This is a genomic window from Cognatishimia sp. 1_MG-2023 (assembly GCF_030548175.1).
GTDB lineage: Bacteria > Pseudomonadota > Alphaproteobacteria > Rhodobacterales > Rhodobacteraceae > Cognatishimia.
Genome location: NZ_JAUORX010000005.1, coordinates 201,118 through 225,938 on the forward strand (window position 1 = coordinate 201,118; position 24,821 = coordinate 225,938).

Below are 24,821 nucleotides of genomic sequence, written 5' to 3' on the forward strand. Positions count from 1 at the left end.
ATGGCAGACGATTTCATCGAACAATCCAAACGCGACGCAGTGGCCGAACGTCTGGCCGCCGAAGCGCTGATCGTTGATGTCGATGGGTTCGAAGGCCCGCTTGATCTATTGCTGACGTTATCGCGCACGCAAAAGGTCGACCTGCGCAAAATCTCTATCCTGCAATTGTCCCGCCAATACCTAGCCTTTGTCGAAAAAGCCAAGCAGCTTCGCCTTGAATTGGCCGCCGATTATCTTGTGATGGCCGCGTGGCTCGCATTTCTAAAATCGCGCCTGCTCCTTCCACCCGACCCCGAAGAAGAGGGCCCATCGGGCGAAGAACTAGCCGCACATCTGGCTTTTCAGCTTGAACGCCTACAGGCCATGCGTGATTGCGCGGCAAAATTGATGGGGCGCGATCAACTTGGGCGCAATTTCTTCAAACGTGGCATTCCCGAAGACATCACAAAAACCCGCGTTGTGACCTATACCGCAAACTTGCTTGACCTGATGCAGGGCTACGCCCGTCTACGCACCAAAGACGAATTCCGCCCCTTTATCCTAGATCGCGATTCGATCTGGACGATGGAGCAAGCTTTGGAACGTATGCGCGGCCTGATCGGTTATGCCGGCAGTTGGACCGACATTATCAGCTATCTGCCAGACGGCTGGGAAAAAGACCCCAAGAAACGCCGCTCTGCCACGGCAGCCACCTTTGCCGCCTCCTTAGAACTCGCCAAAGAGGGCAAAGTCGAAATTCGTCAATCGGGCATATTTGAACCCATTCACCTACGCAGCAGAGAGAGGGACAATGGCTGAAGAAACCGCCACGGACCCCGTGACCGATCCCGTTGAGGCCACCGAAGAGGAAGAGCAAAGCCTGTTCGAAGCGCCGCCAATCGGTGAACAAGAACGCATGATCGAAGCCTTGCTTTTCGCCTCGGCGGAACCCATGACACTTCGCGAGTTAAATGAACGCATGCCCCACGGTGCTGACGCCGCCGAGGCCATGGTTCACCTGCGCAAACGCTACGAAGGACGCGGTGTTCGGGTCAATAAAGTGGGCGATGCTTATGCTATTCGTACAGCGCCTGACCTTGGTTTTTTGATGCAAAAAGAACAGGTTGAGACGCGTAAGCTATCCAGAGCAGCAATTGAAACCCTCGCGATTATTGCCTACCACCAACCTGTCACTCGCGCTGAAATCGAAGAAATTCGTGGCGTGTCTGTCAGTCGTGGCACCGTGGATCAACTTCTAGAAATGGAATGGATTCGCTTCGGCCGTCGTAAGATGACACCGGGGCGTCCCGTCACCTTTGTTGTGACCCAAGAGTTCCTTGATCACTTCGCCCTAGAAAGCGCCCGCGATCTGCCAGGTCTTAAAGAGCTGCGCGCGGCTGGGCTGCTTGAAAATCGTCTGCCTCCCGGCACCATGCCATCCGTCAGCGAAGACGAAGATTTGGCCGAAGAAACCGACGAGGGGCAATCCGAACTGTTTGAGGATTGATAAAGCCTGCCATGAATTCGGCGCATTTGTCTGATAGGCGCAGCCTAACGGATGGAGAACACCGATGAACATGAACCGACTGATCAACATGATTGTACGCCAAGTGATCCGCAAAGTGGTGAATAGCGGCGTTCAAGCAGGTGCTGAAAAACTATCGGCCAAAGGCAATCGTCCCAGCCCAAAAGCTGATGGAAAACGCGCACGCCAAGCAATGCGTTTTATGCGCCGCGTCTCCAAGTTTTAATCCGAACCAATTAAACGATTGGGTTAGGCAGGTGCTTTGAAATGCTTAGACAGCTTCAAACCCTGACCTTGATAGTTCGATGCAATGCCGACGCCATACAGCTGCTCGGGTAGGGCGGCCATCTTTTCATAAACCAACCGGCCTACAACTTGTCCATGCTCCAAAACAAACGGCGCCTCGTGGCAGCGCACTTCTAGCACGCCCCGTGATCCAGCACCGCCTGCATCTGCAAAGCCAAAGCCCGGATCAAAGAAGCCCGCGTAATGCACGCGGAATTCCCCAACCATTGCCAAATACGGCGCCATTTCAGCCGCATATTGCGGTGGGATTGTCACGGCTTCGCGGCTGACCAGAATATAGAACGCGCCGGGGTCCAGAATGATCTGCCCGTCTTGGCTGCGAACCTCTTCCCAATATTCAGCTGGGTCATATTCCCCGATCCGGTCCAGATCAATCACACCCGTATGGGGTTTGGCGCGATAGCCAACTAGATCACCATCTGCAGGACGCAGATCGACGGAGAAGCCAAGACCGTCGTCAATCACCGCGTCACCATCCACCAAAGGTGTTTCGGAATGCACGGCTGTCAGTTCCGAGTCGGTCAAAATGCTTTGCCCCTTACGGAACCGGATTTGGTTCAGGCGCATACCCGGACGAACGAGGACAGAAAAAGAGCGGGGGCAGATTTCAGCATAAAGCGGCCCGTGATACCCCGCCGGAATACGATCAAATTCAGTGCCGCCATCTGTGATCGTGCGTGTCAGCAAGTCCAATCGCCCGGTCGAGCTTTTGGCGTTCGCTACCGCGTTTACATCCGGTGCAAGCGCTAAGGATTCCATCAGAGGCACCACGTAAACGCAGCCCTTTTCCAGGACGGCACCTTCGCTCAAATCAATCCGATGCATTTCAAATTCTGCCAAGCGATCAGCAACCGAATTGCCGTCTCCTGCAAGGAACGATGCACGCACGCGATAGGCAACAGTGCCCAAACGCAGGTCAAGACTCGCAGGCTGAACTTGCCCCTCTACCGGCGCAACATCTGGCGTGATTTCGCCACTTATAAGCATGGTTTCAATGGTTTGGCTTGGCAATACACCAGTCATAACTTCCCCCAGATGTACAAAACGCCCGGGCGAAACGACGCCCAGGCGTTTTTTAATGGTCGGGCTAGCAGGACTCGAACCTGCGACCTTCCGTCCCCCAGACGGACGCGCTACCAGGCTGCGCTATAGCCCGCCGATGGCGTCGTTCATAACGCATTCTTTCGCAGGAGCAAGTCCCAAAATCCGAAATTCTGATCACGAGGCGTGGGCCTCTTTCGACTTTGCTTGCAGTGCTGACAACTGGGCCAAAGACTGCGCAACATTAGCAAGTTGATCCGATGGAACATGGTCTATTTCAGTCAACCGCGCCAACAACCGGCGGCGTGTTTCCCAAGCATCTGCTTCTTCAATCAACGGCTTTTTCGGCACCTTGCGCGCAGGTTCCGCAGCTATTGCAGGCGCGTCCACTTGCGCAGCAACCTGATCCTCAACAACAGGGGCAGGGTCCTCCACCTCAGCCGTTGGCTCTTCAGGCGGAGCTTCAGCGATTACAGCGTCCTCAACAGGAGACGCATCCACTTCCGTAGGTGTTTGCACGGCGGGGTGATCAACCACCTCGGCGACCGGAGCCTCAACCGCGCCAGCGTCCATATCAATGGCAGTGTCCAAATCATCGTCCAATGCGCGCGATAGGGCACTAATCTCTTTGATACCCTTTTCACGCAGCAGTTTTTGCACGCCTTTGATGGTCATCCCATCATCGTGCAACAACGACTTAATACCGCCCAACAACACCATGTCTGCTGGTCGGTAATAACGGCGTCCACCGGCCCGTTTGACGGGGCGCACTTGCGTGAATTTACTCTCCCAAAACCGTAGCACATGCGGCTGAGTGTCTAACCACTCGGCAACTTCGCTGATTGTGCGAAAGGCATCCTTGGACTTGGGCATACTCTACGCCTTGTTTATTTCTTGTTTCCAGCAGCAACGCGATCTTTCATCAGATGCGATGGGCGGAACGTCAAAACACGACGTGGGTTGATTGGCACTTCTTGGCCAGTCTTTGGGTTACGACCCACACGCGCCGCTTTTTCGCGCACGCTGAATGTACCAAATGATGAAATCTTAACTTGCTCACCTTTGACCAAAGAGTCTGACATATGCGCCAGTACACTTTCGACCAATTGAGCAGAGTCATTTCGGGAAAGTCCAACCTCACGGAAAACGGCCTCACTTAGATCCATTCTCGTTAATGTTTTGTCAGACATAGCTTCCCCCTAAATTTGTTTGAACAAACATAGAGGCAAGAATTTTTCCGAGTCAATATCAATGGCATGAAATCAATGGTTTACCGTCAATTCTTCTGCCATTTTGGCAAATTACCAGCGAAGAACCACCGATCCCCATGCCAAACCGCCGCCAATTGCCTCTGTAACAACCACATCGCCCGGTTTGATTTTGCCTTCTGATTTGCCAACAGACAGCGCCAATGGGATTGACGCCGCCGATGTATTGCCGTGATCTTGGACGGTCACAATGACCCGATCCATGGGCACATTCATCTTTTTGGCGGTGCCTTTGATGATACGGATGTTGGCCTGATGCGGCACAACCCAATCGACTTCTTCTGCAGAAATCTGCGCTTTATCCATCGCGGTATGTGCTGTGGCGGCCAGTTTTTCCACCGCATGCCGGAACACTTCTTTGCCCTGCATACGCAAAAATCCAGTGTTTTGGCTGGAAACCCCGCCATCCACATAAAGAATATCTTTGTAACGACCGTCAGAATTTAGATCAGTCGACAGAATCCCACGATCCGTTTTATCGCCCGTGCCTTCCTGCGCCTCAAGGATCAGCGCACCAGCGCCATCCCCAAACAGCACACAGGTGCCACGATCAGTCCAATCCATGATGCGCGAAAAGGTTTCAGCACCAATCACCAACACGCGTTTCGCCTGACCGGATACAATCAATGCGTTCGCATTAGACAAGGCGTAAACGAACCCCGCACAAACCGCCTGAACGTCAAAGGCAAAGCCCTTGTTCATGCCCAATTGTGCCTGAACCATCGTCGCCGCGGATGGGAAGGTCAGATCCGCCGTCGAGGTCGCCACAATCATCGCGTCGATGTCATCCGCAACAAGCCCAGAATCCGCCAAAGCCGCCAAGGCCGCCTTCGTCGCCAGGTTTGATGTGGTTTCACCGTCCGCCGCAAAATGGCGGCGTTCAATACCAGAGCGTGATTTTATCCATTCATCTGATGTATCGAGAGTTTTCTCGAATTCAGAGTTGGGGACGATGCGCTCGGGTAGGTAGTGGCCTACGCCTTTTACGACGGCGCGTAGTGTCATGATTATTATCCGTTCTTTTCCCCATGGGTTGACGTATCCTGCTGCACTTGCACAGCGGATGCAACCCGCGCCGCGAGTTTTTCGGAAAACCCGGATTGGGATAGTTTAAAGGCCAATTTGACCGCCGCAGCGACGCCAGTCGCGTCAGAGCTGCCATGAGATTTCACCACAGTGCCGTTCAAGCCTAGGAAAACACCGCCATTTACACGACGTGGATCAATGCGCTTATTCAGACGACGCAGTGACGTATAGGCCAAAATGGCCGCCAATCGTGACAGTGGCGAAAACTTAAAGGCCTCTTTCAAAAGGCTTCCGATCAGGCTTGCTGTGCCTTCACCGGTTTTCAGCGCGATGTTGCCAGTGAACCCATCGGTCACGATCACATCGGCCACATCTTTTGGAATATCGCCGCCTTCGACAAAGCCAACAAATTCAAACTTCGCAGCCTCAGCATTCTCCGTAATAAGCTCATGCGCGGCTTTTAGCTCCGCGCGTCCCTTATGTTCTTCGGTACCGACATTCAAAAGACCAATACGTGGGCGCTTTAATCCCATGCCGTTTCGAGCATAAGAGGCGCCCATTAGCGCATATTGCATCAAATCATGCTCATCCGCGCGAATATCCGCGCCGACATCCAGCATGATGTTAAACCCTTGCGCGCTTCTGGATGGCCAAAGCACCGCAATGGCAGGGCGGTTCACACCGGGTAATTTCCGCAAGCGGACAACCGACAGCATCATCAATGCGCCAGTATTCCCACAGGAAACACAAACATCCGCATCACCATTGCGCACGGATTCAATGGCCGACCACATAGATGTCGACTTACCGGTCCGGATCACTTGGCTAGGTTTGTCATCCATCGTCACAACGCCCTCGGCGTCGCGAATCTCTACACGGCCCGCAAGGTTCTTTTTACGCGCCACAAGTTTTTCCAACTGGGGCTTAGGCCCATGCAGGATAAAACCAATATTTGGATTCTTCTTGGCGGAACGCGAAATGCCAGCAACAACAGTTGCTGGCCCACGATCACCACCCATAGCATCTACAGAGATGATGGTGCGCCCGGCACCCGTTTCGGCGGTATCGCTCATAACGGTCATGCGGGCGCGTTCCGATTTACTTATGCTGCGTCTTCGTCCAGCTCAACTTCGTCAGCCATAGCAACGACTTCACGGTCGTCATAGTGGCCGCAAGACGCGCACACGTGGTGCGGGCGTTTCAGTTCACCACAGTTGGTGCACTCGTTTGGGTTACCGGCAACCAGCGCGTCATGTGCACGGCGGTTGTTGCGGCGCGATTTCGATACTTTATTCTGCTGGACAGCCATGTCGCAACCTTCGATTTACTGGGGCTTTCGCCCGATTTCCACTGCGTTCCGAGGCTTTACGCGCATCACGCGGCCAAGTCCAACGCTAAATTCCAATGAGCGCGCGAAAATAGACGTAATTCCGCGCAGCGCAAGTCTTTATTTATCGTCACCACCTGCAAGCTTATCCCGCAGACTGGCGAGCCCAGCAAAAGGTCGCGCATCTTCGTCTGTCATCGCCTTTTTTCCCGGCTCTGTATAGGCCGAATTTTCTAAATTTGCATCTTCGCTGCGTGGATAGAGCGGCAAAGCCAACGCCAGCGCTTCTTGCATCACGTCTTCGACGTTGATTTCTTCACCCAAAGCTTCGGTGTTTTCTTCGTCCGTTAATTCGAACTCTTCGTCATTGGGTTCTTCGTAGTCGTGTTTGAACAACAAGCTTACTTGGCTTTCCACACGACTCGTGACCGGCTCCAAAGTCACAACACAGGGCTGCACAACAGTTGCCCCCAATTGACCCGTGACTTTCCAGTCTCGTTTTCCAGAGGCTTTAATCTGTCCGCTGAACCGTAATTTCTTCAAACCAAGCAAATTCAAGTCGTCCGCGATCCGAGTCAGAATCTCAGAATCAGGTTCGATTTGGAACTTTGTCGCTTGATTCTGCGATAGATCGGCCACGCGAAAGAGTGTTTTGCCAGAGAGTTTACCTGTCATGACGCATTTTGCCTTCCATTCTTGAACCTTGAGCCTTCATTTTGTAAGCCGTTAAAAGGCAAAGCGTGCCAAAGCAAGAGGGCAGGGATGGAACTTAGAATGAAACCACTCAAAGCGACAGCTTTGGCACTCTGTATATTTGCAGCAGGTTGTGCCGCACAATATCGCAATCATGGCTATGTGCCGAGCGAGGATGACTTGGCAAATGTCATCGTCGGCGTAGACACCCGCGACAGCGTCGCCGAATCTATCGGCGCTCCTACAGCCGGCGGTGTTCTAGAGGACGGCGGCTTTTACTACGTCCGCAGCCGCGTCAAAACATTTGGCCCGTTCCGCCCCGAAGAAGTCGAACGCCAGCTTGTGGCTGTCACCTTTGATAACAGCGGCACAGTGACCAACATCGAGCGCTTCGGCCTAGAGGATGGCCGCGTTGTCACCCTGTCACGCCGCGTCACAGATAACGGTTTGAACAACGTTTCCTTCATCCGTCAGTTGCTTGGAAACATCGGCAACTTTGATGCCGGAAGCATTCTGCAATAGCTTTGTCACTAGGATGTCACGAATGGTGCCCTATATCGAAGGGGCACCAATACCGACGAGGTGACATATGGTTGGCTTAAAAAAAGGGCGCTACGTCGCCCGCTTGGCAGAAAACGATAGCGACATTCTCGCCGCGCAATCCTTGCGGCACTTGGCCTTTCATGGCGGCGCATCCGGCGAGCTGGATGCAGATGACTTTGACGCCATCTGCGCGCATATCTTAGTCGAAGAACGCAAAACCGGTGCGCTGGTTTGCTGCTTCCGCATGCTTCCACTGGCTGATGGCAACGACATCACCCGCAGCTATTCCGCCCAATTCTACGAACTCTCGGCCTTAGAGGCCTTCAAAGGCTCCATGGTCGAAATGGGTCGTTTCTGCATCCATCCAGACTGGAATGATCCAGATATCCTGCGCGTCGCATGGGCCGCAATGACCGGCTATGTTGATGATAACAATGTAGAAATGCTGTTCGGATGCTCTTCTTTCAAAGGCACCGATGCGGACCCATACCTTGATGCCTTCGCCGTGCTGCGCGACCGCCATCTAGCACCCAGACGCTGGGTGCCACGGGTCAAAGCACCGAATGTATTTCAATTCGCAAAGCGCTTGCGTCGCAAGCCAGACCTGAAAAAAGCCCAGACCAAAATGCCGCCACTCCTACGCACTTATCTGATGATGGGCGGCTGGGTTAGCGATCATGCAGTTGTCGATGACCAGATGAACACGCTGCACGTTTTCACAGGTCTGGAAATCAAAGCGATTCCTCCGGCCCGCAAACGATTGCTGCGCGCCATGTCTTCGTAGGATTCGCCGCTTGACGGGCAGGGCGCTGCAAAGTAGCCCAGCCCCATGGCACGTATACCTTTATTACAAATGAACGACATCTCGCTGACTTTCGGCGGAGATCCGATCTTCAACAACCTCGATCTCGTGGTGCAACCGGGTGACCGCGTTGCCCTCGTTGGGCGCAACGGTTCCGGTAAATCCACCCTGATGAAAGTCATGGCGGGCTTGGTGGAGGCCGATAAAGGTGACATCGTCATCCCACCCGGCGTCGCCGTGGGCTACATGGAGCAAGACCCAGACATGGCGGGCTTTGCCACTCTGGGTGATTTTGCCCTATCCAACCTTGATCCGGGCGAATCCTACAAAGTGGAACGTGCAGGCGAAGGCCTAAAATTCGATCCCGCCCGATCTGTTGAAACCGCATCTGGCGGCGAACGTCGCCGTGCAGCCTTGGCCAAATTGATGGCCGAAGCGCCGGAATTGATGCTGCTGGACGAGCCGACAAACCACCTCGACATCGAGGCGATCGCATGGCTTGAAAACGAACTCAAATCCACCCGCGCAGGCTTTGTTCTGATCTCGCATGACCGTGCATTCTTACGTGAACTTACCCGCGCAACCCTTTGGATTGACAGAGGAATGACGCGTCGCCAAGAAACCGGCTTTGATGGGTTCGAACAATGGCGCGATAAGATTTGGGAAGAAGAAGACATGCAGCGCCACAAGCTTGATCGCAAGATCAAAGCAGAGGCACGCTGGGCCGTCGAAGGCATTTCTGCCCGTCGTAAACGCAACCAGGGCCGCGTCCGCGCGCTCGGTGAACTTCGCGATCAACGTGCCTCACAGATCAAACGCCAAGGCTCTGCCGCAATGGATTTCCAAGCAGGTCCAAAGTCTGGCCGCAAGGTGATCGAAGTCAAAGGAATCTCCAAAGCCTTTGACGAAAAGACCATCGTCGAAAACCTCGACATTCTGATCCAACGCGGTGATCGCATCGCCTTTGTTGGACCCAATGGCGTGGGTAAAACGACCCTCATCAAAATGCTAATGGGCCAAGAAGCGCCCGATACAGGTACCGTGACTTTGGGCACGAATCTGCTGCCCGCAATCTTTGATCAAAGCCGTGCTGCCCTTGATCCGGAAATGACCCTATGGGATTCGTTGACCGGCGATCCTGACATGCGCGTCTCTGGCAAAGCCGATCAGGTCATGGTGCGTGGCAACCCCAAGCATGTTGTTGGCTACCTCAAAGAATTCCTGTTCGACGAGCGCCAAGCCCGCGCCCCCGTGCGCTCGCTCTCTGGTGGGGAAAAGGCGCGTTTGCTGCTGGCCAAACTGATGGCCAAGGAAAGCAACCTGTTGGTGATGGATGAACCGACCAACGATCTAGATGTCGAAACCCTGGACCTGCTCCAAGAGCTGCTAGACGATTACGACGGCACTGTTCTTCTTGTCAGCCACGACCGCGACTTTCTGGACCGGGTGGCGACAACAACCATCGCTATGGAAGGCGACGGTCAGGCGATTGTTTATGCAGGCGGCTGGTCTGACTACCGCGCACAGCGGCAGCCAAAAGACACAGATATTAAGCCGGGCGGCAAATCCAAATCTAAGAAGGAAAAGGTTAAGGCCGAGAAACCAACCGAGTCGGGCCTCACCTTCACCGAACAAAAACGCCTCGAAGAATTGCCAACCGTCATCGAACGTCTGAACGCCGAAGTCGCAAAACTCGAAGAGTTCATGTCCGACCCAGAGATGTTCACCAAAGAACCGGTGAAATTCCAAAAGGCGACAGATGCGCTGATCGAACGTCACAACGCGATCGCTGAAGCCGAAGAAGAATGGCTGATGCTCGAAGAAAAAGCCGAGACCGCATAAGCGATCTCGGCAAAAAATAGCTAAAATTTTCGAATTGTACGTTTCGAGGTCTGAACCTACCGAAACGTACGATTCGTTTACTGCATCCGCAGCGCGCCATCCAAGCGGATCACTTCACCATTCAGATAGCCGCATTCCACGATAAATTGCGCCAGTTTCGCGTATTCAGCCGGATTTCCTAAGCGTTTAGGAAAGGTTACGTCTTTTGACAGCCCATCAATCACCTCTTGGCCAAGGCCAATCAGCATAGGCGTCAAAAAGATCCCCGGCGCAATCGCCATCACCCGAATCCCCGCACGCGCCAAATCCCGCGACATCGGCAAGGACAGCCCAACAATCCCGCCTTTAGATGCTGCATAGGCCGCTTGACCACGCTGGCCATCCATAGCTGCAATCGACGCCGTGTTAATAATCACACCGCGCGCGCCGTCTTCATCAGGCTCGTTATCCTGCATCGCATCCGCGGCCAAACGTCCAACGTTGAACGAGCCTATCAGGTTGATATCAATAGTTTTTTGGAACAGGTCCAAAGGGTGGGGGCCTTTCTTGCCAATCGTGGTCGCTGCTGGCGCAATACCTGCGCAATTGATCGCCGCGTTAAGCTTTCCCATCTTCTCCTGCGCAAGGGCAATCGCGGCCTTAACAGAATCTTCATCTGTCACATCCGTCTCGGCGAAATAGCCGCCAATTTCCTCTGCAACCGCCGTCCCACGCGCCACATCACGATCCAAAATCGTAACCTTCGCACCAGCCGCCGCAAAGGCCCGAGCCGTCGCTTCCCCCAAACCTGAAGCCGCACCAGTGATGATTGTAGCAGTTTCCGAAATCTTCATTTTGTCTCTCCGACGGCATTTATGAACATACGTTCAAATACTGGCTAGAGGCCCATCCTGTCCACAAAGACGCGACGTTCCAAATAAAAAAAGGAGCGCGAAATTCGCACTCCCTTTACATCAACTCATCAAAATAGCTGTTTTAAATCAGCTGTCTAGCTTAACCAGCGCATGTCGTTTTTTACCCGCGCTTAGCTTGATAGGTGACGCCAAAGCTGCCGCATCAAACACCTTGCCAGCTTCGGTCAACGGCTGGTCATCCAGCTTTGCGCCATTTTCGGCGATCAAGCGTTTCGCTTCTTTACCAGACTTCGCAAGACCAGATTTCACGATCAACTGCACAATCGAAATACCATCGCCGATCTCTTCAGCGCTCAAAGAAAGCGTTGGCAAATCATCCCCAACACCACCTTTTTCAAACACTTCTTTTGCAGTCGCCGCCGCTGCAGCCGCAGCTTCAGCACCGTGGCATAAGGTTGTGACTTCATTAGCTAAAATTGCTTTAGCTTCATTGATCTCAGACCCTTCAAGCGCCCCCAAACGGTTGCATTCGTCAACCGGCATTTCGGTGTACAGCTTCAAGAACCGGCCAACATCGGCATCGGTTGTATTACGCCAGAACTGCCAGAATTCATAAGGGCTGCGCATATCCGCATTCAACCAAACCGCGCCATCCGCAGATTTACCCATCTTTTTACCATCGCTGGTCGTCAGCAACGGTGATGTCAGGCCAAAGATCTGCTGGTCAATCACACGACGCGTCAGGTCAATACCGTTAACGATATTGCCCCACTGATCGCTGCCACCAAACTGAACCAAGCAACCGTAACGGCGGTTTAGCTCAAGGAAATCATAGGCTTGCAAGATCATGTAGTTGAACTCAAGAAAGCTCAGCGATTGCTCACGATCCAGCCGCGACTTAACGCTTTCAAACGAAAGCATCCGGTTCACAGAGAAATGCCGCCCAATATCGCGCAGGAATTCCAGGTAGTTCAACCCGTCCAACCATTCCGCGTTGTTCAGCATCAACGCATCCGTTTCGCCATCGCCGTAGTCGATGTATTTCGCAAAAACCTGCTGAATGCCGCTGATGTTGTCGTTGATCTGATCATCGGTCAGTAAAGGGCGTTCATCTGCACGGAAAGAAGGATCGCCAACTTTCGTCGTGCCGCCACCCATCAAGGTGATTGGCTTGTGACCGGTTTTTTGCAACCAGCGCAGCATCATGATTTGGATTAAACTGCCTACGTGCAAGGACTTAGCCGTTGCATCAAAGCCGATATATCCCGGCACCACACCCTGAACCAATGCGTCGTCTAGGCCTTGATAATCGGTACAATCGGCCAAAAAGCCGCGTTCCATCATCACTGCAATGAATTCCGATTTGGGGTGGTAGGTCATAGTATCCGTCTCGTATGATGTGTTGGCTGTGTATAACAGGCTTGAGGTAAAGGAAAAGGCCATGATGAAGGCCAAATTGAGCAATGGCCCCCTAAAGATAGCGGGCGCGATGTCTGGCACGTCTTTAGACGGGGTGGATGTGGCTGTTTTAACAACGGATGGCACATCCATCGAACATTTCGGCGAAAGCCATTTTCGCCCTTATTCCGAAGAAGAACAGTACGTTCTAACAGCAGCCCTAGGCAAATGGGCAGGCCCAGAAGTAGAGGCCGCGACCGAAGTCATACAAGCGGCGCATATAGATGCACTCAGCGTAATCAAAGACTGCGATCTGATTGGATTTCACGGCCAAACCCTAGCGCACGAACCTCGTGGTCGCGGAACGCTGCAGGTTGGTGACGGTGAAGCATTGGCAAAGGCGCTTGGTGTTCCCGTGGTCTGGGACTTCCGGTCTGCTGATGTACAAATGGGCGGCGAGGGCGCGCCGCTTGCACCATTTTACCACTTTGCCTGTGCGAAATGGATGCAGGCGACACAGCCTGTCGTTTTCCTAAACCTTGGCGGTGTTGGCAATTTGACGTGGGTTGATCCCACGAAATCCGCACCAGAAGACCCCGGTGCATTGCTGGCGTTTGATACTGGACCCGCCAACGCGCCCATCAATGATCTGATGCGTGAACGTCTAGGGCAGGCCTATGATAAAGATGGCGCAGTTGCTCTGCGTGGAAACGTTGAAACCGGCGCGCTAGAGCTGTTTCTTGCAGAGCAATATTTCTCAAGAATGCCTCCGAAGTCCTTAGACAGAAACGATTTTTCAGAGATGATTTCTTTGGTCAAGGAACTGTCTGATGCAGATTCCGCCGCCACCTTAACCGCCATGAGTGCAGCAGCCGTCGCCAAAGGGATGGAGCATTGCCCGTCAATGCCCACACAGGTTCTGGTAACCGGTGGCGGCCGTCAAAACCCCGTCATGATGGAAATGCTGCGCGTATCCTTAGATTGCCCCGTTGTGCCAATCGAAGAGGTAGAGCTGGACGGCGATATGCTAGAGGCGCAGGCCTTTGCCTACCTAGCGGCACGTGTCGCGCGGGGGCTGCCCACATCCTGCCCATCCACGACGGGCGTCAGTGCCTTGGTCGGCGGCGGTATTCTTAGCACGCCAAATTAACCAACATCCCTAACAGTAGAATCGAAAAAGGCGACCCAATTGGGCCGCCTTTTCGAATAGCTCAGGAAAGCCTTACTTCAGGATAGACTTACCTGCGTACTCTGCTGATTCACCCAGCATCTCTTCGATGCGGATCAACTGATTGTATTTTGCCAAACGGTCAGAACGTGACAAAGAACCGGTTTTGATTTGGCCGCAGTTCGTTGCGACAGCCAAGTCAGCAATAGTCGCGTCTTCTGTTTCACCGGAACGGTGCGACATGACATTTTTGAAACCAGCGCGGTGCGCCATATCAACGGCTTTCAAAGTCTCGGACAAGGAACCGATTTGGTTCACTTTGACGAGCATCGCGTTGGCAGAGCCTTTTTCGATACCTGTGGACAGGCGGGCAGGGTTGGTCACAAACAGATCGTCGCCAACCAATTGAACCTTGTCGCCGATTTTGTCGGTCAGCATTTTCCAACCGTCCCAGTCATCTTCGTCACAGCCATCTTCGATGGAGATGATTGGATAATCTTCGGTCAGTTTCGCCAAGTATTCGACGTTTTCTTCAGATGTCAGCGAAATGCCTTCGCCTTTCATCTCGTATTTGCCGTCTTTGTAATACTCGGTCGCGGCACAATCGAGCGCGAGGAAGATGTCTTCGCCAGGCTTGTAACCCGCTTTTTCGATAGAGGTCATAACGAAATCAAGCGCGACACGTGTGCTTGCGAGGTTAGGTGCAAAACCACCTTCGTCGCCGATACCAGTGTTGTGGCCTGCAGCAGACAGCTCTTTTTTCAGCGTGTGGAACACTTCGGCGCCCATGCGGATCGCTTCTTTCACGTTCGTTGCCGACACTGGCATGATCATGAATTCTTGGATGTCGATTGGGTTATCTGCGTGTTCGCCACCGTTGATGATGTTCATCATTGGAACAGGCAGTACTCGTGCAGATGTGCCACCGATATAGCGATACAAAGGCTGACCAGTGAAATCTGCCGCAGCTTTGGCAACGGCCATAGAAACGCCAAGGATTGCGTTCGCGCCCAGACGACCTTTGTTATCGGTGCCGTCTAGTTCGATCATAGCAGCGTCGATGGATTCTTGCTCTGTCGCGTCAAAACCAACCAGGTTTTCTGCAATCTCACCGTTCACAGCGGCAACCGCTTCTAGAACACCTTTGCCCATATAGCGGGACTTGTCGCCGTCGCGTTTTTCTACCGCTTCATAGGCGCCAGTCGATGCGCCAGACGGAACCGCAGCGCGGCCCATGGTGCCGTCTTCTAGGGTAACGTCTACTTCAACAGTTGGATTACCACGGCTGTCTAGAATTTCGCGTGCGTGAATATCAATGATGGTGCTCATAAGACTGTCCTTAAGTCAGCATTCAGTTGCGCTTTTCATAACGATGTAATGTGAAAAGTAAACGGTGTATGTTATCGCTAACATGGTCTTTTTTCCTACGTTAGGGCAAACATTCGAAAATTTCTGCAATACTTTAGGGAGATTGCGTTCAATCTAGGCGAGAATTCAGTTAAATATTTGTTTTTAACTGTCCTTAATTTTGCCAAAATTCCTTCTTAACCGGCGTGATTACCGCGTTTTACTGGCGTAATTTATTTTTTTGTTTATTAATCGGTGCAGCGAATGATGAGTATTTTTACAGGGACGGAGGACAGCTTGACGCAAGTAACAAAGCTGGCCACAGAAAACAAAAAAATGATCGCAGCAAATACTGTGTTAGAAGACGCTGGGATCGGTGTTTTCGATCTGGATCTTAAAAGCGAAACGTCGCAAGTTTCACCGGCATGGAAAACAATGTTAGGTCTTTCCCCGGACGCGCCAATCGCGCCGCAGAAAGAATGGCTAAGCCGTATCCACCCAGAAGACTTGGATCGCGTACGCGCCGCTGACAAAGCCTTGTTCGAAGGCAAAGCACCCCGCAGCAAAGCTATTTTTCGCGTTCGTCACGAAGAAGGGCACTGGGTCTGGCTAAAGTCGGATGCTGGTATTTCTGAATATGATGAGGATGGAAAACCATCGCGACTGTCTGGTGTGCACATCGACGTCACAGAACAGATGGACGAAGAAAAGGCAAAAGACGAATTCGTCGCAATGATCAGCCACGAGCTGCGAACCCCGCTGACATCCGTACTTGGCGCGCTGAAAATGGCGAACAGCGGAAAGATCGGTGAATTACCGGGACCAATCAGCAATCTGCTACAATTGGCACAGCGCAATTCCAACCGGTTGCTGCATCTGGTCAATGAACTGCTGGATTTCAAATCGCTTGAAAGCGGTGAACTGTCCTACGAGCTAACACATCTTGATGCCCGCGAAGCCTCTTCTGATGCGGTGCTGTCGATGCAAGGCTACCTTCAAGACGGCCAAAAGATCGTTCAGCATTTACCGGAAACAGACGACCCTATTTGGATCAATGCTGATGTGAATAGGTTGCAACAGATCCTAGCCAACCTATTGTCCAACGCGGCAAAATTCTCGCCTGCGGAAACAGCAATTGAGCTAGGGCTAGAAATCAAAGACGGTGAAATCCAGTTCTCTGTACGCGATCACGGAAACGGCGTACCTCCGGAGCTTGAGGGACGCATGTTCCAACGTTTCACCCAAGCAAAGTCTGGCGAAAAGCGTAATTTCAAAAGCACTGGACTGGGTCTGTCGATCTGTAAACAGATGACCGAGGGCATGGGCGGCGCAATTGGCTACTTTAACAATGAAGATGGTGGTGCAACGTTCTGGGTGAAATTCCCGCAAATCAACCCATAACAGATCAATCGCAGGGCTTCGTTAGGCTCTGCACTTAGGGCACGTCGCGATCAGGCATTAATCTTTCCGTTTGATCGGTACGCCGTAAAGTTCCAGTTTGTGCCCCACCAGACGAAACCCCAGCTTTTCGGCGATCTTTTCCTGCAGCTTTTCAATATCAGGGTCCATGAATTCAATCACGGCACCCGTATGAATATCAATCAGGTGATCATGATGCTCGCGTTGCGCATCTTCGTAGCGCGCACGTCCATCACCAAATTCCAGCTTATCCAGAATGCCTGCCTCTTCAAAAAGCTTCACGGTGCGATAAACCGTCGCCAAAGAAATCCCTGAATCGCGCGCGCTCGCGCGGGCATATAGCTCTTCGACATCAGGGTGATCACTGGATTCTTGCAAAACAGCTGCAATGGTCCGGCGCTGTTCTGTCATTCGGAGCCCTTTGGCTTCGCAACGTGAAGTGATGGTATCGGTCATGCTAGCCTCAAAACGCTCTGGCCTTCCTCAATACAGGGGTGGGGCACGTATTTCTACTGCCTATTCAGAGATTTCCACAGCATTTCGGACTTGACGTAGCTTAGAAATGGGCGCACATGCCCGCATCCTGACTTTTGTTCTTGAGGCAGAACAGGCAGCCGATGGAAAAACCATTGGCGAGACGATTGTCTGGCACATGCCAGACACGAGCTGTCGAGCCAGAGACATATACGATGTCTTTCGCGATGGGCGGCTACACGCCATTGCCCAATCGGGCGCGAAAGGAATTGATATGGCAGAATTTGACGAATTGGGCTTGCCCAAAGTTTTGGTGACACGTCTCGAAAAGATGGGCCTAAAACAACCAACACCAATCCAAGACCGTGCAATCCCACATGCATTGAACGGCAAAGACGTGATGGGTCTTGCCCAAACCGGCACCGGTAAAACACTGGCCTTTGGTCTGCCACTGGTCGCACGCTTGCAAAGCTACGGCACAAAACCGGCTCCACGCTCCGTGCGCGCATTGATCCTTGCGCCAACACGCGAGCTGGCCAATCAGATCGCGGCCGCGCTCAAAGAACTGACCGAAGGCATGCCGTTTAAGGTTGGCCTCGTTGTTGGTGGCGTTGCGATCAACCCACAAATCACCCGTATCAGCCGCGGTACAGACGTTGTTGTTGCGACACCGGGTCGTTTGATCGACCTGATCGAACGCAACGCAATTGATTTCGAAGAAACCGATTTTTTGGTGCTCGACGAAGCAGACCAGATGCTGGACCTTGGCTTTATTCACGCACTACGCCGCATTTCGGATGTTTTGCCAGAAGATCGCCAGACCATGCTGTTTTCGGCTACCATGCCAAAGCAGATGTCAGAGATCGCGAATTCTTACCTAAAGAACCCGATCCGCATCCAAGTATCGCCTCCGGGCAAAGCCGCGGATAAGATCAAACAATCAATCCACTTCATCGCCAAGGCTGAAAAAACCAGCCTATTGACGGAACTGCTCAAAGAGCATCGCGAAGAAGCGTCGATCGTCTTCGTGCGCACCAAACACGGTGCAGAGCGGTTGATGAAAACACTCGACAAAGCTGGTTTTGCGGCCTGTTCCGTTCACGGTAACAAAAGCCAAGGACAGCGCGAGCGCGCGATCAAATCCTTCAAAACGGGCGAGACGATGATCTTGGTCGCGACAGATGTAGCGGCACGCGGCTTGGATATTCCAATCGTACGTCACGTCTACAACTACGATCTGCCGAATGTTCCAGACAACTATGTCCACCGTATTGGCCGTACAGCACGTGCGGGCATGGATGGCGCGGCGATTGCATTCTGTGCACCGGATGAGTGCGATGAATTGAAAGCCATCCAGAAGGTCATGAAAATGGACATCCCAGTTGCCTCTGGCAATCCATGGATGGACTTGGCTGAACCTGGCAAGAAATCCAAAAGCCCACGTCGCGGCGGTGGTCGTCCAGGTGGCGGAGGCGGCGGTCGTCGTTTCGGTTCCGGTGGCGGCAAACCAGGTGGTGGTCGTCCTGGCGGCGGCGGTGGCGGCAAGCCCGGCGGTCAACGCCGCAGCGGTGGTGGGCGCGGTAAACGCCCAGCCAAAGCAGCAGCGTCTTAATAGACGAAGGTTCCCTGCATCACGCGTTTAGCGGCACCAGAAATGGTGACCGCTGCGCCCTGTGTGGTGAGGTCAATTAAGCTAAGGCGACCCATATCTTCGCCTTGGCGAATTAATAGCTGTTGATCAGCGCCTTCTACCTTAGACAATAATGCGCCAAGTGCCGCGCAAGCCGACCCCGTTGCTGGGTCTTCTGGGATGTTGTCCAATGGCGCGAACATACGGGCGTGCAACGTCTGACCTTCGCGGAAATAGGCAAACTGGGCAAAGTCCAAAGACGTTGGATATTGCGCCGCACCCGCTCTGAAGCCCGAAACATCCGTTGTGATCCGCGCCAAAGCCTCACGCGAGTGTAGCTCTGTGATCGTGAAGGGCAGGCCAACGCTCGCCAAGGTCGGCACATGCGCATCTACTTTAATGTCATCGACCGAAAGCCCCAGCGCCGCAGCCACCTGTGCCACATCCGGGGTGGCAATAACGTCCAGCGGAACTTCGGTTGTGAAACGAGCACTCCCATTCGCCGCATGGCACGGCAGTGGCCCCACGCCCAGCTCCAAGACCATGTTGCCATCATCTGCGCATACACCCAGATCAGCCAATGCAACGGCTGTACCCACAACCGGATGGCCCGCAAACGGAATTTCCATCGTCGGTGTAAAAATCCGCACCTTGGCTTGGTTGTGCGCATCCTCTGGCGGATACACAAACGTCGTTTCCGAAAAATTGAACTCCCGCGCGATCTTTTGCAGATCAGACTCGGGCAGGGCGGTCGCATCAGGAATCACAGCCAATTGGTTCCCGCCAAAGGCTTTGGCGGAAAACACATCGTACACAAGGTAGTCGGTCATTACGTGGCCTTACATCAGGTCTGGTTCACGGCCCACCTTGTTGGCCAAGGGCGCAACGGTCAAGCCTTGAACAACGATTGAAAAGATCACCACGATATAGGTCGCCGCCAAGATCACTGGCTTCCATTCGCTATCCGGCAAGGACAGCGCCAAAGCGACGGAAATTCCGCCCTTTAGACCACCCCAAGTCATGATCGGAATGACACCTTGGCTAAAGTCACGGAACGGTTTTAGCAACAGAACCGGGATGGCCACAGCACTCAGCCGTGCCAAAAGCGCCAGTGCAATCGATGCCACGCCAGCCACCAAGAAGCTTGTGTCAAAGGCAATCGCAAAGACCTCAAAGCCGATCATTAAGAACAAGACTGCGTTTAGGATTTCGTCAATCAACTTCCAAAACGCATCTACATACATGCGTGTTTCTTGGCTCATCCCGTGTTTCGCACCGATGTCGCCAATCAACAGCCCCGCACAAACCGCCATAATGGGCGCAGACACATGCAGCGCGACCGCTAGCTCGTACCCACCAAAGGCCAACCCAAGCGTCAGCAGCACCTCTAGGCTATAGTCGTCAATGCGGCGCATCACCCGGAACGTCAGCCAGCCGAGCACGACACCCAACACAGCACCGCCCAGCGCTTCTTGCACGAACAACATAATCGCACCCGTCGCGCCAGAGGCATGGTGATCGTCACTTGGGAAAGCAAGCCCCACCAGAACCAAGAACACCACATAGCCAACGCCATCGTTGAATAGCGATTCACCTGCAATCTTTGTTTCCAATGACTTACGCAGGTTCGCCTCGCGCAATACACCCAATACGGCCACCGGATCAGTCGGTGAAATCAGTGATCCAAACACCAAAGCAATCATCAATGGCATGCCCGTGATCCAGCTAAAGCCAAACCCAACAACGGCTGTCGACAAGGCAATGCCAAGCGTCGCCATCAAGAACACCACATGCCACTGCGCCCGCAAATCAGACAGCTTCACATGCAACGCACCTGCAAACAGCAACAGTCCCAACATGCCCTCTAGCAAGGCGTCCGAAAAATCGATCCCCGTGATTACGCCACGCGCGGTATCCGCAATGCCCAACGATGGCACCATCAGATCTACGCCTAGGATGGCGAAGCTCGCAAATAGGGCGACTACCAAAATACCGATGGCGGATGGCAGTTTCAGAAACAGATAATTGATGGCGCCAAATGCCCCAGCAAGGACAATCAGCAAAGAGGTGATTTGTAGAAAATTCATGAGCATTCAATCCATTGCGCGTTTGGCCAAGGCCTAACACGCAGCAGATCACCAATCTAGGTTGTTATGCTCTAAGTCCCACAAAACGTCGCCTGAACGCGCTCGGCCTCTGCTGGTGGCCGGGTGTATGCAACAGCATCAGGTTGCTCGGTATAAGGCGTTGCCAGAAGCGCGTTCATTTCATGGAACTTCGCATAATCACCCGAAACAGCAGATTGGATCATCGCCTCGATCTGATGATTGCGCGGAATAACCCAAGGGTTCGCCGCGTTCATGGTCTCTGTGGCAGACGGCTCGCGTTCGATCCGCTGCTTCCACCCTTCAGCCCAAGCATCAAATTCTAAAGGATTGGTAAACTGATCGCGCGCGTTATCCGCGGATAAGGTGCGGAAAGTATTGGTGAAATCGGCCTTTTGCGCCGCCATTATTTTCAACAACCCATTGATCAGTTCAACGTCGTTTGCGTCAGGGATTGATAACCCTAGCTTTGCGCCAAACGCCTGTGTCCAATAGGACTGGATCACATCAGGCATGCTATGCACGGCCTGCGTAAACAGCTGGATCGCCTCATCCATATCCGGCATCAACGGCACCAATGCCGTCGCCAATTGCGCCATATTCCAAACGATGATGTCCGGCTGATTGCCATAGGCATAGCGCCCTCGGCGATCAATCGAGGAATACACCTGCATCGGATCAAACTCATCCATAAAGGCGCAGGGGCCATAGTCGATCGTCTCGCCAGAAATGGCACAGTTATCGGTGTTCATCACACCATGGATAAATCCAACAGACATCCATTTCGCAATCAAGGCCGCCTGCGCATCCATCACAGCCTTCAGAAACTCCAACGGGTCTTTCGCAGACGGGTAATGCCGGTCCACCGCATATTCGTATAAAGCCGTCAGCCCCTCGGTATCGCGACGCGCGGACATAACCTGAAACGTCCCAACCCGCATATGGCTGGATGCAACGCGTGTGATAACGGCTCCGGGCAATACGGTTTCGCGCAAGACTGACTCGCCCGTTTCCATCGCGGCCAACGCACGTGTCGTCGGAATGCCCAGCGCATGCATGGCTTCAGACACAACATATTCGCGCAACACAGGACCAAGCCACGCGCGACCATCCCCATTCCGCGAATAAGGCGTGGGGCCTGATCCCTTTAGCTGAATGTCACGCCGACCCATCTTTGCATCAACTTCGCCCAACAATATGGCGCGACCATCCCCCAGTTGCGGGTTCCATTGCCCGAATTGATGCGCGGCATAGAGCTGCGCAATAGGGTCGGCCCCTTTAGGCACCTCATTGCCCGCAAAGACGCGGGCCAATTCGCCGTTATCCTCATACCCCGAAATCCCAAGCTGATCGGCCAGCCCAGCGTTAAAGGCGATGAACTTTGGCGCGCCAACTTCGGTTGGGTCTTGGCGGGAAAACAACTGCTCTGGCAAGCGGGCGTAGCTGTTGTCAAAGGGGATAGATAAGGTCATGAGCGACTTATTCCTCACATACGCAATGTCATAAGAGCGTACTGATCCCGCAGCTTGAAATGCGCGCGTGAGTACAACCGTTGAACAGGTTCATTCCCACGATCCACTTCCAGGTGCAGCGCGCGAACATCAGCTGACTTCAACAGGTTCCGCATGGAAATCAACGCATCTGTTGCCATCCCACGACCACGCACACCGGGGCGCACAAACAACTCGTCAACAAAGCCATCCATACCGCCAAATTCAATTGACCAACTAAAGGTCAGTGCCATGTAACCAATCGGTGCCTTTGTTGGCCCCATCAAATACACCGCGCCATAGGGCGATCCTTCGAGCAAGGGGATCAATGCGCGTTCAACAGTGGTCTCTTCGCTTTCAATACCCATCTCGGCATGAAACGCAGCGACAAGCGGCATCAGCTTAGGAAGATCCTGCGGTTTCGCAAGATGAAGTGCGGTGCTCATAAGCGGGCCAGTCTTTCGGTCAAAAGGTTAAAGAACGCGTCTGCATTGATGTCTTGCATGAACATAGCGTTGGGTTTGTGATCCGTCACACCCCAATAATCTGCCACGGTCATGCCAAGCGTCAGCTCAGATTGCGTTTCGATTTGTACGTTCACGTGCCGGCCTGTGAATAGGTCGGGTTGTAGTAGATAGGCAATCACACAAGGGTCATGCAATGGCGCGCCTTCAGAGCCGTATTTTTCAACGTCAAACCGCTCAAAGAAATCAAGCATCTCGGCCATGGCTGTTCCGGCAGGCGTGCCAAGCGAACGCATCGCCTCGACACGCGGTTTCGTCGTCAATGCCTTGTGCGTTACATCTAACGGCATGACAGTCAAAGGACGCTCTGAGCGAAACACAATATCCGCAGCATCAGGATCGACGTAGATGTTGAACTCTGCTGCCGGCGTGATGTTCCCGACCTCAAAATAAGCGCCGCCCATCATAACGATCTCTTGGACACGCTCGATGATGTCCGGCGCACGCGAAAAGGCCGTACCAATATTCGTGAGCGGACCAAGCGTGCAAAGCGTCACGGTGCCAGCCGGCTCTGCACGGAGCGTGTCGATAATGAAATCAACAGCATGTTGATCTTGCAAAGGCATAACAGGCGCGGGCAGGGGATCGGGGCCATCAAGGCCGGTCTTGCCATGCACGTGCTCTGCCGTGACCAGTGGCCGCTTCATTGGCGCGTCGCATCCGGCAAAGACCTTGGTGTCAGGCTTTCCAGCCCAGTCGCAGACAATCCGCGCATTCTTTTGGGTCAATGGAAGCGGCACATTGCCGGCGACGGTCGTGATCCCCAATACCTCAAGCGTTTCTGGGCTTGCCAGCGCGAGGAATATGGCCGCTGCGTCGTCTTGGCCTGGGTCGGTGTCGATGATGATTTTCCGGGGCATTCCGCTGTCCTAACCTGCTTGGCGCAGAGTGGGGAATGGTCGATGGAATGTCTAGGCGAAAGACGGGCCTACGGCAAAGCATCGCCGAATTGAAAAGGGATCCACCTTGTCCCAAAGAAAAAGGGCGGGGTGCTATGCACATCCCGCCCTTTAAGTGTTCTATCAATCAGTTAGCCGTCAAAGTCGACAGTCTCGATCAATTTCAGCGCTGCATCGCGGTTGGCTGCCAATGTCATCAAGTTAACGTCATCCGCTTCGAATGAACCCCAACCTTGAACCAGCGGGTCCGCTTCGGTGCCTGCTGCGATTGGGTATTCATAGTTCGCCTTAGCATAGATTTCTTGTGCCTCAGGCGAGGTCAGGAATTCCATCATTTTCAAAGCCGCATCTTTGTTCGGCGCTGACTTCACCATGGCAACGCCAGACACGTTCACATGCGTGCCGCCGTTCTCGAAAGTTGGGAAGATCACGTTAACGCTGTCCGCCCAAGCCTTTTGCTCTTCATCAGCCAGCATTTTACCCATGTAGTATGTGTTACCGACTGAGATGTCGCATTCGCCAGCCCAGATCGCTTTAACCTGAGCGCGGTCGTTACCTTGTGGCTTACGGGCTAGGTTGGCTTTCACACCTTCTAGCCAAGCGCCAGTCGCTTCAGCGCCATTATGCTCAAGAACAGCAGAGGTCAGCGCAACGTTATAAGCGTGCGTGCCGGAGCGTGTGCAGATACGGCCGTTCCATTTTGGATCAGCAAGGTCTTCGTAAGTGGTGACTTCACCATCAGCAACGCGGTCTTTGGAAGCGTAGATAATCCGAGCGCGTGTTGTCAGGCCAAACCAGTGACCATCTGGATCACGGTATTGCGCTGGTACGTTTGCGTTTAGTGTTTCGGATTCAACAGCTTGTGTGAAGCCAGCGTTCACAACGCCTGCCAAACGAGAGATGTCGACTGTCAGGATAACATCAGCTGGAGAACGTTCGCCTTCGGCTTTCAGGCGTTCAATCATGCCCTTCTGCAGGTAAGCTACATTCACCTTGATGCCAGTTTCGGCAGTGAAAGCATCTGTCAGCGGCTTAATAAGCTCTGGCTGACGATAGGAATAAACGTTCACCTCTTCGGCAACGGCGGGCAGGGCGATGATCGTAGCGGCGGCTGCGAAGACGGAATTTTTGAAATTCGCGAACATGGGAAGACCAATCGTT

Annotated in this window: 26 protein-coding genes and 1 tRNA gene; 9 read left to right on the plus strand and 18 right to left on the minus strand. The window is 53.3% G+C overall.

The features are described 5' to 3' along the window. From Q4544_RS10735 to Q4544_RS10745, 3 genes are all read left to right on the plus strand, one after another. Positions 1 to 798, plus strand: coding sequence for a ScpA family protein (locus tag Q4544_RS10735; RefSeq protein WP_303506115.1), 798 nt, complete (start codon positions 1 to 3; stop codon positions 796 to 798). Continuing rightward, entirely contained in the window at positions 791 to 1,486 is a 696-nt protein-coding gene (gene scpB, locus Q4544_RS10740; protein WP_303506116.1) for an SMC-Scp complex subunit ScpB, read from the plus strand. The genes Q4544_RS10735 and scpB overlap by 8 nt, the downstream gene beginning before the upstream one ends. A 64-nt stretch (positions 1,487 to 1,550) precedes the next feature. Further along, positions 1,551 to 1,730 (plus strand): hypothetical protein, encoded by a 180-nt coding sequence (locus Q4544_RS10745; protein WP_303506118.1) that lies wholly within the window; start codon positions 1,551 to 1,553, stop codon positions 1,728 to 1,730. A 23-nt stretch (positions 1,731 to 1,753) separates the two neighbouring features. Here the strand turns inward: Q4544_RS10745 and Q4544_RS10750 are convergent, their stop codons facing one another. From Q4544_RS10750 to Q4544_RS10785, 8 genes are all read right to left on the minus strand, one after another. Next, the gene (locus Q4544_RS10750; protein WP_303506120.1) at positions 1,754 to 2,833 is read right to left on the minus strand and encodes a 2'-deoxycytidine 5'-triphosphate deaminase; all 1,080 of its coding nucleotides are present in this window, start codon (positions 2,831 to 2,833) and stop codon (positions 1,754 to 1,756) included. 56 nt (positions 2,834 to 2,889) lie between these two features. Continuing rightward, positions 2,890 to 2,966, minus strand: a tRNA-Pro gene (locus tag Q4544_RS10755). Positions 2,967 to 3,028: 62 nt separating this feature from the next. Then, complete coding sequence (locus tag Q4544_RS10760) at positions 3,029 to 3,724, minus strand: MerR family transcriptional regulator (RefSeq protein WP_303506122.1); 696 nt, start codon at positions 3,722 to 3,724, stop codon at positions 3,029 to 3,031. 14 nt (positions 3,725 to 3,738) lie between these two features. After that, positions 3,739 to 4,041, minus strand: coding sequence for an integration host factor subunit alpha (ihfA, locus tag Q4544_RS10765; protein ID WP_303506124.1), 303 nt, complete (start codon positions 4,039 to 4,041; stop codon positions 3,739 to 3,741). Positions 4,042 to 4,152: 111 nt separating this feature from the next. Further along, on the minus strand, positions 4,153 to 5,124 hold the full coding sequence (locus tag Q4544_RS10770) for a beta-ketoacyl-ACP synthase III (RefSeq protein ID WP_303506126.1): 972 nt from the start codon (positions 5,122 to 5,124) through the stop codon (positions 4,153 to 4,155). Positions 5,125 to 5,129: 5 nt separating this feature from the next. Continuing rightward, positions 5,130 to 6,227, minus strand: a complete 1,098-nt coding sequence (gene plsX / locus Q4544_RS10775; RefSeq protein WP_407063040.1) for a phosphate acyltransferase PlsX — start codon at positions 6,225 to 6,227, stop codon at positions 5,130 to 5,132. A gap of 20 nt (positions 6,228 to 6,247) precedes the next feature. After that, positions 6,248 to 6,454: a 50S ribosomal protein L32 gene (gene rpmF, locus Q4544_RS10780; RefSeq protein ID WP_303506128.1), complete on the minus strand. Its 207-nt coding sequence runs from the start codon at positions 6,452 to 6,454 to the stop codon at positions 6,248 to 6,250. Positions 6,455 to 6,592: 138 nt separating this feature from the next. Further along, positions 6,593 to 7,147, minus strand: a complete 555-nt coding sequence (locus tag Q4544_RS10785) for a DUF177 domain-containing protein (RefSeq protein WP_303506130.1) — start codon at positions 7,145 to 7,147, stop codon at positions 6,593 to 6,595. A gap of 99 nt (positions 7,148 to 7,246) precedes the next feature. Here Q4544_RS10785 and Q4544_RS10790 point away from each other — a divergent pair, with 99 nt between their 5' ends. From Q4544_RS10790 to Q4544_RS10800, 3 genes are all read left to right on the plus strand, one after another. Beyond that, entirely contained in the window at positions 7,247 to 7,687 is a 441-nt protein-coding gene (locus tag Q4544_RS10790; protein ID WP_303506131.1) for an outer membrane protein assembly factor BamE, read from the plus strand. Positions 7,688 to 7,754: 67 nt separating this feature from the next. Then, positions 7,755 to 8,492, plus strand: a complete 738-nt coding sequence (locus tag Q4544_RS10795) for a GNAT family N-acetyltransferase (protein WP_303506133.1) — start codon at positions 7,755 to 7,757, stop codon at positions 8,490 to 8,492. 45 nt (positions 8,493 to 8,537) lie between these two features. After that, positions 8,538 to 10,352, plus strand: coding sequence for an ABC-F family ATP-binding cassette domain-containing protein (locus Q4544_RS10800; RefSeq protein WP_303506135.1), 1,815 nt, complete (start codon positions 8,538 to 8,540; stop codon positions 10,350 to 10,352). 77 nt (positions 10,353 to 10,429) lie between these two features. Here the strand turns inward: Q4544_RS10800 and Q4544_RS10805 are convergent, their stop codons facing one another. Continuing rightward, on the minus strand, positions 10,430 to 11,185 hold the full coding sequence (locus tag Q4544_RS10805; protein ID WP_303506136.1) for an SDR family NAD(P)-dependent oxidoreductase: 756 nt from the start codon (positions 11,183 to 11,185) through the stop codon (positions 10,430 to 10,432). Positions 11,186 to 11,332: 147 nt separating this feature from the next. Beyond that, a complete protein-coding gene (gene tyrS, locus Q4544_RS10810; RefSeq protein WP_303506138.1) occupies positions 11,333 to 12,586 on the minus strand; it encodes a tyrosine--tRNA ligase in 1,254 nt (417 codons plus the stop codon). 61 nt (positions 12,587 to 12,647) lie between these two features. Between tyrS and Q4544_RS10815 the strand changes: the two genes are divergently transcribed. Continuing rightward, positions 12,648 to 13,754 (plus strand): anhydro-N-acetylmuramic acid kinase, encoded by a 1,107-nt coding sequence (locus Q4544_RS10815; protein WP_303506140.1) that lies wholly within the window; start codon positions 12,648 to 12,650, stop codon positions 13,752 to 13,754. A gap of 72 nt (positions 13,755 to 13,826) precedes the next feature. Here the strand turns inward: Q4544_RS10815 and eno are convergent, their stop codons facing one another. Beyond that, positions 13,827 to 15,101 carry a phosphopyruvate hydratase gene (gene eno, locus Q4544_RS10820; RefSeq protein WP_303506142.1) on the minus strand — a complete coding sequence of 425 codons (1,275 nt, stop codon included), beginning with the start codon at positions 15,099 to 15,101 and terminating at the stop codon, positions 13,827 to 13,829. A gap of 315 nt (positions 15,102 to 15,416) precedes the next feature. Here eno and Q4544_RS10825 point away from each other — a divergent pair, with 315 nt between their 5' ends. Then, positions 15,417 to 16,520, plus strand: coding sequence for a PAS domain-containing sensor histidine kinase (locus Q4544_RS10825; RefSeq protein WP_303506144.1), 1,104 nt, complete (start codon positions 15,417 to 15,419; stop codon positions 16,518 to 16,520). Between the two features lie 57 nt (positions 16,521 to 16,577). On the opposite strand, the gene Q4544_RS10830 is transcribed toward Q4544_RS10825, so the two are convergent. Continuing rightward, complete coding sequence (locus Q4544_RS10830) at positions 16,578 to 16,994, minus strand: Fur family transcriptional regulator (RefSeq protein ID WP_303506146.1); 417 nt, start codon at positions 16,992 to 16,994, stop codon at positions 16,578 to 16,580. Between the two features lie 292 nt (positions 16,995 to 17,286). Between Q4544_RS10830 and Q4544_RS10835 the strand changes: the two genes are divergently transcribed. After that, positions 17,287 to 18,624, plus strand: coding sequence for a DEAD/DEAH box helicase (locus tag Q4544_RS10835; protein ID WP_303506255.1), 1,338 nt, complete (start codon positions 17,287 to 17,289; stop codon positions 18,622 to 18,624). Here Q4544_RS10835 and Q4544_RS10840 read toward each other — a convergent pair. The 6 genes from Q4544_RS10840 to Q4544_RS10865 form a co-directional block, all read right to left on the minus strand. After that, positions 18,621 to 19,472, minus strand: coding sequence for a PhzF family phenazine biosynthesis protein (locus tag Q4544_RS10840; RefSeq protein WP_303506148.1), 852 nt, complete (start codon positions 19,470 to 19,472; stop codon positions 18,621 to 18,623). The two genes, Q4544_RS10835 and Q4544_RS10840, sit on opposite strands and share 4 nt — an antisense overlap. 9 nt (positions 19,473 to 19,481) lie before the next feature. After that, positions 19,482 to 20,729: a sodium:proton antiporter gene (locus Q4544_RS10845; protein WP_303506150.1), complete on the minus strand. Its 1,248-nt coding sequence runs from the start codon at positions 20,727 to 20,729 to the stop codon at positions 19,482 to 19,484. Positions 20,730 to 20,800: 71 nt separating this feature from the next. Beyond that, positions 20,801 to 22,219: a YdiU family protein gene (locus Q4544_RS10850; RefSeq protein WP_303506152.1), complete on the minus strand. Its 1,419-nt coding sequence runs from the start codon at positions 22,217 to 22,219 to the stop codon at positions 20,801 to 20,803. A 14-nt stretch (positions 22,220 to 22,233) separates the two neighbouring features. Further along, positions 22,234 to 22,683 (minus strand): N-acetyltransferase, encoded by a 450-nt coding sequence (locus tag Q4544_RS10855; protein WP_303506154.1) that lies wholly within the window; start codon positions 22,681 to 22,683, stop codon positions 22,234 to 22,236. Next, positions 22,680 to 23,621, minus strand: coding sequence for a nucleoside hydrolase (locus Q4544_RS10860; protein WP_303506156.1), 942 nt, complete (start codon positions 23,619 to 23,621; stop codon positions 22,680 to 22,682). Before Q4544_RS10860 ends, Q4544_RS10855 begins: the two co-directional genes overlap by 4 nt. A 170-nt stretch (positions 23,622 to 23,791) precedes the next feature. After that, the gene (locus Q4544_RS10865; protein ID WP_303506157.1) at positions 23,792 to 24,805 is read right to left on the minus strand and encodes a Fe(3+) ABC transporter substrate-binding protein; all 1,014 of its coding nucleotides are present in this window, start codon (positions 24,803 to 24,805) and stop codon (positions 23,792 to 23,794) included. Between the last annotated feature and the right edge of the window lie 16 nt (positions 24,806 to 24,821).